Below are 9779 nucleotides of genomic sequence, written 5' to 3'. Positions count from 1 at the left end.
TGTCGCCGGCACCTGCATCGTCGGTACCCTCCTCGTGACCGCGGCCCTCGTCCAGCAGTTCCGCGCGCAGCGAGCCCTCGCGCGCCAGCTGGCGGCGGCGTCTGCTGCCTTCACAGCAGAGTCTCGCCGCCACGACCGCGTCCGCGCTGCCCGTAACGCTATCTACGACGCTGGCTACGGCGACGTGCTCGATGGCGTCTCGTTCACCGACATGGTGGAGAGCACGGAACAGTGGACAGACGCAGACCTGGAGCGGATCGCCTCGGTCTCGCCCCACGCCACCTCCGCGGTCTGATGAGTGGCCGCCAGCTTCGCGTCGCCCTGGCCGTCCTCGTCCCGACGGACCTGCCGAGCCGCTTCGACCTCCGCCCGTCCGTGACGGTCGTGAGCCGCGATCAGTTCGTGGAGAGCCTGCGCGACCGCGACGCGCTGGGAGACGCCCGCTGGCGCCGTGACCTGCGCGCGGCCCTGGACCACCTCACTGACCCTGACGATTTCCGCCAGCGCTACGTCGACGCCGGAGGCCCCATCCCTGAGGAGTCGCGCGACGAGCCCCAAGGCGAGTCGACACCGTCCTCCGACGTGCGCCGCCAGCGGGCCAGCGCCGACGTCGTCTCCCTCCGCCCGCTACAGCTCGCGGCCTGAGCCGCTCCACCCATGATCCGTGCAGAACGCACCTACATCGACCCCCTCGCCATTGTCCGCGCCGAAGACCGCTCGGACGCCAGCGGCCACGTGCTCATCGTCTGGCTGAAAGGCTCAGACCCCTCGAACAACAACGGCGGCATGAGGCTGACCGGAGACCTAGCACAGGCCATCCGGGAGCAGCTGGATGAGTTCGCCTACTCGTGGGAGAGCGAGACTGAGGAGGACGCCAGCGACGACTCGGCTAGCGACGATGAGCCCACTGGTCCGGATGTGCCCGTCAACGTGCAGGAGCCCTCCGGTGACGAGGACACCGCCAGCAGCCCAGCAAACGCCAGCGGTCCCGAGAGCGCCAGCGGTGAGCAAGCAGAGGATGCCTCCAACGAGGGCGGCTCCAACGAGGACACCTCTGGCGAGAGCACTCAGGACGGGGAGGCCCCCGACGACCTCACGGCCATCAAGGGCCTCGGCCCGAAGACACGCGACGCGCTCGTGGCCGCAGGCGTGACGACGTTCGCGGCCCTCGCGGGGACAGACCCGCAGGACATCCGGGGCATCCTGGACGGTGCGGGCGTGATGAACGGCAGCGATGACGCCGTCGCCCGCTGGCAGAAGGAGGCATCCGCACTGGCCGCCTAGCCCACCACTGCTGCCCCGCTGGCGGCGGGCCTCGGCTGCGACCGCCAGCGGGGCGCCTACCACACACCACGATGACAGAGACCCCGAACCCCGCGACCGCCAACCCCGCCGCTGACTCATTCGACCAGTGGGCTGTCGTTGAGCTCATGGGCCACCAGCAGACAGTCGGTCGCGTGACCGAAGCCCAGTTCCCAGCCGGGTTCGTCCGCATCGACGTGTTCGATACCGACCCCGGCCCAGAAGGCAAAGACGCCAGCCCTGTTTTCACTCGCGTGGTTGCTCCTTCGGCCGTCTATGCAATCAACCCGGTCTCGCGCGAGATCGCGATCGGGCTCTCGAAGCGGTGGACGCCGCGGCCAGTCGCGGCCTACGAGATCCGCCAGCTTGGCCCAGCTGATGAAAACGCCATCGCCGACGCGATCGAGGCTGACATCGACGATTACGACCCGACGATCGACCCGGATCACGCGGCCTTTGACGAGTACCCCGACGACGAGGGAATCCCGTTCAGCCTGTAATCATGCGCTCCCTTCTTCTCTTCGCCGTCGCGACTATCGTCGCCCTCGACCTCTGGCACGGAGCCGCCTCCGCGCTGGGACTGGACCCGCTAGCGCAGCTCGTGCTCGGATTGCCCGTCGGCGCCGGCACCACGTTCGCCGCATCCCGCGCAGACTTCTTCCGGCCCTCCACAGCCGACACACCTCAGACCGATGCCGACTGACTTCCCCCCTCACCGCTACGTCGTTCTTGCCCGCCGTTCAGACCGAGAGGACCACAACGGCGATTCGCTCTATGGAGTACACGGCGGGGCGGAGACGCTGGACGAGGCACAGCGCGAGTACCTCGAAGCGGTCGCCGCCAGCGGTACGACGGACGTTACCCTGGTTGAGCGCGTCCCCGTTCTCATCCACGACGGGCGGAGCGCCCAGGGCAGAGTGATACGACTGGCGGAGCGTCTCGCGTGGTGTCAGACGACGATGTTCGGTCACGGCCTGAGCGCCGACGACGTAGCCAGCCATGTCCGGTTCGGTGCCCCGGCCATCCTTCGGATGTTTGCGGGCGAGGAGATCCGTTCCGACTGGGTCGACCAGCTCGTCGAGGCCGTGCGCGAGCTCACCCAGGGAGACGAGGAGGGCGACGATGACTGATCTGTTCTACGAGACCTCGGGACACCCGGACGACGGCGTCCTCATCTACCTACGGGACCCGGAGGCCGTCGGCGGGCGCCAATTCCTCGGGAACGTTCCGCTCGACGACCCCGAAGACGCGAGAGGCGTCATGGCGGCAATCGACAAAGCCGGCTCGATCCCCCGGATCGCCAAGTGCCTGGTGCAGTCGCTTCGAGACCGGGATCTAGGCGCTTTCTCTGTCTTCGATAAGGACCACGAGGCATCGCCAAGGTTCGGAGTAGTTGTATCCGACGACCGTGAGCTGTCGCTAGCACTTGTCCGCCTATTTGAGGCGTACGACACTAACGACTGTCTTACCGCGGACGAGCTCCTGGCGGCGGCCTACGACGACCGCCAGCGGGCCGGGGGTGCCTGAGCCGTGTACGAGATCCCCTCTTCTCCGAACACACTCCGCCGGCTAGCCGCGTTCGCCAGCGAGAAGCGATTGATCGTGGCCGCAGTCGTGGTCGAGGTGGCCGTCGATGAAGCAGGCGAACAGACGTGCCGTGCCGTCCTCATCACGACGACCGACGACTCGAAGCCGTCGCTACGCGCGGTCGAGGCGGTTCCGCTCTCACCAGCTCCGGCCCTCGTCGAGTTCGTCCGCGACCAGCTCGCCTCGCTGCCCGAGCGGCGGCCCGGTTTCTCCCGCGTGTGCCTGTTCGACGCAGACTGGATCACCGCCCATAAGGCGTGGAGGCTTCACCGAAAGCCGCTGGCGGAGGCCGTGAGCGCCGTCGTCCCCGTGCGGTCCACGTCGGGCCGCCCTGTTGCCGCCTGAGCCGATGCCACAGTTCAACTTCCACCGCCAGTTCGCCGCCGACGTCGAGGCCGGGACGAAGCGCCAGACCGTCCGTGCCAGGCGGAAGCACACGCCGCGCGTGGGCCAGGTAGCCCACTGCTTCACCGGTCTCCGGACAACATCAAGCCGCCTGCTCGGCCGCTTCCCGATCACGGGCGTCCGGCCCATCTTCATCTTCGTCTGCGGCACTATCCTCCTTGGCGAGACCGGAGCCGAGAAGGTTCTGGAGGGCACGGTCGAGGAGCTGTCCGCTGATGCCGCCGACTCGTTCGCTCGGCTCGACGGGTTCGAGACGGCCGCCGAGTTTGTGGAGTGGATCCGCGAGCACCACGGCCTCCCGTTCAAGGGCCACGTCACGGTCTGGGACCCGGAGGGATGAGGGTCTCGATCGACCACGCCGAAGCCCTCGACTGGCTCCGCTCTCTCAAACCGGGGAGCGTCGACGCGGTCGTTACCGACCCGCCGTACTCATCTGGTGGTCTTCACCGGTCGGACCGTGCCGCGCGCCCTGAGGCGAAATACGCCCAGAACGGTGACGCGATCGGCCGACCGTCGTTCTCAGGCGACAACCGCGACCAGCGTTCGTGGGCGGCATGGGCGGCACTCTGGCTGATGATGGCGCTACAGGCGACCCGTGAGGGCGGACGGGTCTACGTGTTCTCCGACTGGCGCATGCTCCCAGCGCTTACCGACGCCATCCAGATGGGCGGGTGGGTCTGGCGGGGCATCGTACCCTGGAACAAGACACGCGGTAGCCGCGCGCCCCACACCGGTTACCATCGCCACCAGTGCGAGTACATCGTGTGGGGCACCGCCGGGCCGTGCGAGAAACGCAACGGAGAGGGCCCGTTTCCTGGCCTCATAACGGAGCCTGTCCGTCAAGCTGACAAGCACCACCTCACGGGCAAGCCGACCGACGTCATGCGCCAGCTCGTCAGAGCCGCGAGCCGCCCGGACGAGCTGGTGATCGACCCGTTTGCTGGCTCCGGTACAACGGCTGTCGCGTGTGCGATGGAGGGACGGCGGTTCATGGGCTGCGAGCTGTCGGCCGAGTACTGCGACGTCGCTCGCGTCCGCATCGAGGACGCTCTCTCGACCCCGGCGCTGGACCTGTGAGCGACCGCACCACCCCGCTCCGACTCGTCGAGCGGCCGCCGCTCACAGCGGAGACCGCGCGCCAGTTGGCGCAGCGTGCCGAGGACCGTGCGGCCACCGGGCACGTCGTGACGGCGGACGAGGCCTCGGCCATGCTCCGGCTGGCGCGGCGGGTCTGTGGGGTCAGGACATAAGCGGGTATCCTCTCAGCTCTCTCGCTCCAGATCCGATGCGAACCGCCGTAGCCTACGCCCGTGTCTCCACCGCTGACCAGGCCGAGGGCTACAGCCTACGTGCTCAGGACGCCGTGAACGACCGGTGCGCGGCGAAGCACGGGGGGCGGGTGGTCGAGCGGTTTCTCGACGACGTGAGCGCCAAGCAGGGCGACCGCCTGACGGAGTCGTTTGACCGCCGGCCGGGCTGGCAGTCGCTCCTTCGGCATCTCCGCGCAAACCCGGCCCGTCGCGGCGGCCCCGACCTCGTCGTGTTCAAGGACTACAGTCGGTTCTCCCGCCACGTGGCCGCGGCGTGGGCGATGCTCCATGAGCTTCAGCGGCTCGGTGTCGAGGTTCAGGCGGCCGAGCAGCCCGTTGACTGGGAGAGCCCCGAGCACGTCCACGTCGTCTCGGCTTACCTCGCCGTCCCGGACGCCGACAACCGCCGCCGCTCCAAGAACATCCGCCGCGGCGTCCGCCAGGCGCACCTGGAGGGCCGGTGGGTCCACGCGCCACCAACCGGGTACCGCGCGACATACTCCGTTCCCGAGGGAAAGAACAAGCCGCGGCGAACGGGCATCGAGCCCGACCCCACCCTAGCCCCGCTCGTCGCGAAGGCGTTCCTGCTGGCCGCCGACCCCAGCGTCCCCGTCAACGCGGCGCGCAAGCGAGTCGTCCGTCCGAACGGTCGACCGCTCTTCGGGAGCGCGTATCGGTTTGGTCAGGCACTCCGAAACCGCGCCTACCGGGGCGAGCTCCGCGTGCCGCCCGGCGACGGCCAGCCGGAGCGGTGGATCGAGGGCCGCCACGAGCCTGTCGTCGATGCGCAGACGTGGGCCGCCGTCCAGGCCCGGCTCGACGGGCCGAAAGCGAAGCCGAACGGACGCGAGAAGAAATTAAAGCTCACGCCGGAGCTGCCACTTCGCGGCCACATCCTGGACCCTCGCACCGGCGACCGCTTGACCGGGTCGGGCTCGAAGTCGCGCCACGGTTACCGTGTGTGGTACTACCACGGGAAGGGGAGAGGGGCTTTTCGGGTGAAAGCAGAAGCCGCCCACGCCGCGCTCGTAGAGTTCTACCGCGAGCTATCGCCGACTCCGGGGTTCCTCGCTGTTCTGGAGGCCGTGTGTGAGGAGGAGCTCGCCAGCCGCGCTGACGGAGCGTCGATCGAGCTGGCGAATGCCGAGACCGAACTCGCTGCCGCTGAGCGCCGCCAGCTCGACGCTGACCTCGCCGTCGTCGATGGCCGTCTGGGACCAGACGCCTATGCCCGTGTCGCCGAGCACAACCGCTCCGCCGTTGATCGCGCGAGGGCTCGCGCGCAGGCCGCACGCTTGGCCTCGGCCGACGACGTAGACGCCGACCTGGAGGCGTTCCGGTACGCGCTCCCGCTCCTGTCCGACCTCGCCGGGCTGTGGGAGGCGTCGGGCGCTGAGGGCCGCCACGCGCTGGTGGGTTCGACTTTCCCTCGTGGTCTATCGGTAGATCACGGGCAAATAGTCGAACCCTCGTTGGGTCCTCTGTTTTCGGCTCTGGCAGTGGCAAAAACGCCGAAAATGGAAACGGCCGACCCCGAAGGATCGGCCGATTTCCCGGGAAGTGGAGATGCCGGGACCGTATGGGGAGACGCCAGGAGTACTCCCCGTCTCCACCCGTCGGCGATTCTGAGGCGCTAGGGCCGATTTGAGGAGCGAGGGGGTACCGGGTGGTAGGCGGGGCGGAGGACAAACCGGTACCTTATCCGGTACCTATTCCGGTACCCCTCCAGCGCCGGGGTGCCGCCCTCCAGATGGCGACGTTCACCCCCACGCTCCGCGCGGACAAAATAGGCCAGGACGGGCTCGCCCCGGTCTATTTAGCGGTCCGCCACGCCGACACCAAACGGATGGTCGCGCTGGGGCTCCGGGTGCGGCCGAAGGGGTGGAACGAGAACAAGCGCGCGGTGCGAAAAACGGAACCCGACGCGGCCCAGGTCAACGACGCCATCGGGCAGGCCGTGTCGGAGGGGCGGAGCGAGGCGGCCCGGCGGACGGCGGCGCGCGAGCCGGTCTCGGCCGACGCGCTCGCGGGCCACCTCCGCCGGTGGGTGTCGGGGCCGGACGACGAGGCGCAGACGGAGAACTTCCTCCCGTTCTTCCGGCGGTGGGTCGACGCGTTCGCCGAGCGGGGCCAGCCGTCGACGTACAAGGCGTACCACACGACGTGCAACCGGCTGACCAAGCATGCGCGGGGGCGGCTCATGTACGCCGACATCACGCCGGCCTTTCTCCGGGCATGGGGCCACTCGATGCGGGCGCCGGAGCCCCACGGCGAGGGGCTCAAGCAGAACTACGTCCGGAAGCAGCTGACGACGACGCGGACGGCGCTCCGGGCGGCCGTCCGCGACGGCCACGCCCCAGACACCTTCCGCGACCCCTTCGACCGTCTCCAGGGCGACGCGCTGCTCCGGAGCGAGCGGGTGGAGAAGGGTCGGCTGACGGTCGAGGAGGTGGCCGCGCTCGCGGCGGCCCGGTGCGAGCCGGGGTCGCTGGTGGAGGCGGTCCGCGACGGGTTCGCGCTCGCGTTCTACGCCGGCGGCATGCGGTTCGGGGACACGTGCCTGCTCCGGTGGACCGACGTGGTCCGCGACGCGGCGGGGACGGCGGTGAAGCTGAGCTACGAGGCGGAGAAGACGGGGAAGGCGACGTCGATCCCGCTGATCCCCGAGGCCCGGGCGATCGTCGACCGGTACGCCGAGCGGCGCCCCGAGGCGGTGGCCGAGGGCGGGTTCGTGCTCCCACTCCTCGACGGGCGGTCCGTGTCGACGCCGGCGAAGCGGCGGGCGGCCGTCGCCAGCCGGAACGCGTACGCGAACGAGATGCTGAAGGTGCTCGCGAAGCGGGCCGGGATCGCGCACCCCGAGCGGGTGACGACGCACCTCGCGCGGCACTCGCTGGCGGCCCACCTTCTCGAGGCCGGGGTCGGGGCGCACGGGATCAAGGAGGTGCTCCGGCACGCGTCGGTGACGACGACCGAGCGGTACCTCCAGGGGTTCAGCCGGGACCTCCTGGACCAGGCGTACCTCAACGCGTTCGGGGCCGGGGACGGCGCCTCCGACGAGACACAGCCCGACGGCGAGGCGGAAGGGCGTTCGCCGTCAGATCGGTAGCGTAGTGCCCTGCGGGTCGGTAGCGTGTGGCTTTAGGCGGGCTGGGATTGCCTTTCGACAGGGGTGTACCTACACTTCCATGGAATCGTAGTTACATCCTGTGGCTTCCCCCCTCATCGACCGCGACGCCGAGCAGGCCGCGCTCCGCCGTCTGGCCGACTCCGGCCGCCCTCACCTCGCGCTCCTGACCGGGCGCCGGCGGGTGGGGAAGACGTACCTCCTGACGCACACGTGGGGTGAGCGGGCCTCGTTCTACTTCACGGCGTCGAAGACGACGCCGGAGGTCAACCGCCGCCAGCTCGTCGAGGACCTCGCGGCGTGGTCGGGCGAGGACCTGCGGGCCGAGGACTACCCGACGTGGCGGACCGTGTTCAACCTGCTCATGGACCTGAGGGCGCCGGGCCCGCTCGTCGTCGTGCTCGACGAGTTCCAGTACCTCGGCGACGGCGACGCGGGCGCGGCCGAGGTGGCGTCCGAGCTCAACGCGGCGTGGGAGCGGCGGCGGCCCGAGCGCCCGTTCCTGATGGTGCTCTCGGGCTCGGCCGTCGGGACGATGGAGGCGCTGGCGGGAGGGGGCGGCCCGCTCTACGGCCGGTTCTCGTGGCACGGGCGGCTCCGGCCCTTCGGGTACTGGCACGCGGGCGAGATGGCCCCTTTCGCCGACCTGAGGGAGCGGGCGCTGGCGTACGGCGTGTTCGGAGGGACGCCCCGGTACCTCGCGGCCGTCGACGCCGGCCGGCTGCTGGCGGAGAACGCGGCCGAGCTCCTGCTCGACCCGAAGGGGGAGGTCCGGCTGCTCGTGGAGACGGCGCTCGAGCAGGAGGAGGGGCTCCGGGACGTCTCGAAGTACCGGGCCATCCTCCGGGCCGTCGCGAGCGGGCGGACGACGCGGAACGAGGTCGCACAGGGGGCCGGGCTCGGCAACGACCGGGCGCTCCGGGACAAGCTGGACCGGCTGATCGAGCTGGGGTACGTAGAGACGCGGGGCAACCTCGACGCGGGGCCGTCGGCGGCCATCCGCTACGGTGTGGCCGACGCGGCCTTCCGGTTCTACGAGCGGTTCGTGGCGCCGAACCGGTCGGCCCTGGAGCGGGTGCCGGCCCGGCAGGTCTGGGACGAGGCCGTGGCCCCGTCGCTCGACCAGTACATGGGCCACGAGTTCGAGCGCGTGGCCGTGGAGGCGTACGACCGGAGGGCGACGGCGTTGGGGCTCCCGATCGTGTCGGAGTGGGGCCGGTGGGAGGGCGTCGACCGGGACCGCCAGCCGGTCGAGCTCGACGTCGTCGCGCGGCTCCTGGGGGGCGGCGTGCTGACGGGCGAGGTGAAGTGGAACCGGGAGCCGGTGGGGGCGGCCGTCCACGAGGCGCACCTCGACAAGCTCCGGCGGATGGCGGCGTCGGGCCGGGGGTGGGCGCACGAGGCGCTCGAGGACGGCGCGCCGCTCCTGTACGTGGCGGCGGGAGGGTTCGCCGAGGGGTTCCGCGCGGCGGCCGAAGCCGACGGCCACGCCGTGACGTGCTGGTCGCTGGAGGACCTCTACGCCGCCGCCCCAAGCGACTCAGAGGGATGACCACGAAAGACCATCTTGCGTCGGAGGAAAGATCCTCTTTCGTCGGTCGGGGCCAGACGCCAGTCGGCGCAGGCGAGTCGGACACGAGCGGCGGGCGTACCCAAGCCATGGAAACCATCACTCCCCACGAGACGAGCGCCGACGAGCTGGGCGCGGCGCTGGCCGACCGCCGGGTCGCGCGGGCGCTCCACTTCGCGCTCCGCGACACCCGGATGCGTCGGCGGTTCGCGAGGCTGCGGGACGACGGGCTGAGCGTGGACGAGGCCGTCGAGCGGCTGCGGGGGCCGCACCGCGACGCCAGCGGCCGGCCGTACCACCTCAGCGAGGAGCGGGTGCGGGCCGTGGTGTACCGAAAGTGACGGCGCAGGTGGTACGAACTGTCGGTATTTGGCGCTAGGTACCGACGTTCCGTACCACTCCGCGTACCGTCAGTGCGCCGGCTGATCGAAAGGAAAGAGGTCGGCTGAATGAAAGGTGGGGCGAGCGGTGGACTCCC

The 9779-nt window shown here is 70.0% G+C and carries 15 protein-coding genes; all 15 read left to right on the top strand.

Annotation, left to right across the window (positions count from 1 at the left end; translation table 11 throughout):
- Positions 1-295, top strand: a 295-nt coding sequence (locus AAGI91_12935; GenBank protein MEM1043520.1) for a hypothetical protein, incomplete at its 5' end; no start/stop codon positions are given.
- Entirely contained in the window at positions 295-645 is a 351-nt protein-coding gene (locus AAGI91_12930) for a hypothetical protein (protein MEM1043519.1), read from the top strand. The genes AAGI91_12935 and AAGI91_12930, both read left to right, overlap by 1 nt.
- 12 nt (positions 646-657) lie before the next feature.
- A complete protein-coding gene (locus AAGI91_12925) occupies positions 658-1284 on the top strand; it encodes a helix-hairpin-helix domain-containing protein (GenBank protein MEM1043518.1) in 627 nt (208 codons plus the stop codon).
- Positions 1285-1355: 71 nt separating this feature from the next.
- Positions 1356-1802 carry a hypothetical protein gene (locus tag AAGI91_12920; protein MEM1043517.1) on the top strand — a complete coding sequence of 149 codons (447 nt, stop codon included), beginning with the start codon at positions 1356-1358 and terminating at the stop codon, positions 1800-1802.
- Between the two features lie 2 nt (positions 1803-1804).
- Complete coding sequence (locus AAGI91_12915) at positions 1805-2005, top strand: hypothetical protein (protein MEM1043516.1); 201 nt, start codon at positions 1805-1807, stop codon at positions 2003-2005.
- Positions 1995-2432: a hypothetical protein gene (locus AAGI91_12910; protein ID MEM1043515.1), complete on the top strand. Its 438-nt coding sequence runs from the start codon at positions 1995-1997 to the stop codon at positions 2430-2432. Before AAGI91_12915 ends, AAGI91_12910 begins: the two co-directional genes overlap by 11 nt.
- Positions 2425-2829: a hypothetical protein gene (locus tag AAGI91_12905; protein MEM1043514.1), complete on the top strand. Its 405-nt coding sequence runs from the start codon at positions 2425-2427 to the stop codon at positions 2827-2829. The genes AAGI91_12910 and AAGI91_12905 overlap by 8 nt, the downstream gene beginning before the upstream one ends.
- 3 nt (positions 2830-2832) lie before the next feature.
- Entirely contained in the window at positions 2833-3234 is a 402-nt protein-coding gene (locus AAGI91_12900) for a hypothetical protein (protein ID MEM1043513.1), read from the top strand.
- A gap of 4 nt (positions 3235-3238) precedes the next feature.
- Positions 3239-3634: a hypothetical protein gene (locus tag AAGI91_12895; GenBank protein ID MEM1043512.1), complete on the top strand. Its 396-nt coding sequence runs from the start codon at positions 3239-3241 to the stop codon at positions 3632-3634.
- Complete coding sequence (locus AAGI91_12890) at positions 3631-4371, top strand: DNA methyltransferase (GenBank protein ID MEM1043511.1); 741 nt, start codon at positions 3631-3633, stop codon at positions 4369-4371. The genes AAGI91_12895 and AAGI91_12890 overlap by 4 nt, the downstream gene beginning before the upstream one ends.
- Positions 4368-4544, top strand: a complete 177-nt coding sequence (locus AAGI91_12885) for a hypothetical protein (GenBank protein MEM1043510.1) — start codon at positions 4368-4370, stop codon at positions 4542-4544. Before AAGI91_12890 ends, AAGI91_12885 begins: the two co-directional genes overlap by 4 nt.
- Positions 4545-4579: 35 nt before the next feature.
- Entirely contained in the window at positions 4580-6241 is a 1662-nt protein-coding gene (locus tag AAGI91_12880; GenBank protein ID MEM1043509.1) for a recombinase family protein, read from the top strand.
- Positions 6242-6354: 113 nt separating this feature from the next.
- Entirely contained in the window at positions 6355-7713 is a 1359-nt protein-coding gene (locus AAGI91_12875) for a site-specific integrase (GenBank protein MEM1043508.1), read from the top strand.
- Positions 7714-7813: 100 nt separating this feature from the next.
- Positions 7814-9283, top strand: a complete 1470-nt coding sequence (locus AAGI91_12870; GenBank protein ID MEM1043507.1) for an ATP-binding protein — start codon at positions 7814-7816, stop codon at positions 9281-9283.
- A 107-nt stretch (positions 9284-9390) separates the two neighbouring features.
- Positions 9391-9642: a hypothetical protein gene (locus AAGI91_12865; protein ID MEM1043506.1), complete on the top strand. Its 252-nt coding sequence runs from the start codon at positions 9391-9393 to the stop codon at positions 9640-9642.
- Positions 9643-9779 lie beyond the last annotated feature (137 nt).

The sequence above is a fragment of the Bacteroidota bacterium genome (assembly GCA_038746285.1).
In the GTDB taxonomy this organism is placed as follows: Bacteria; Bacteroidota; Rhodothermia; order Rhodothermales; family JANQRZ01; genus JANQRZ01.
Note: the sequence above shows the minus strand (reverse complement) of the source record. Positions and strands in the feature narration are given on the sequence as shown.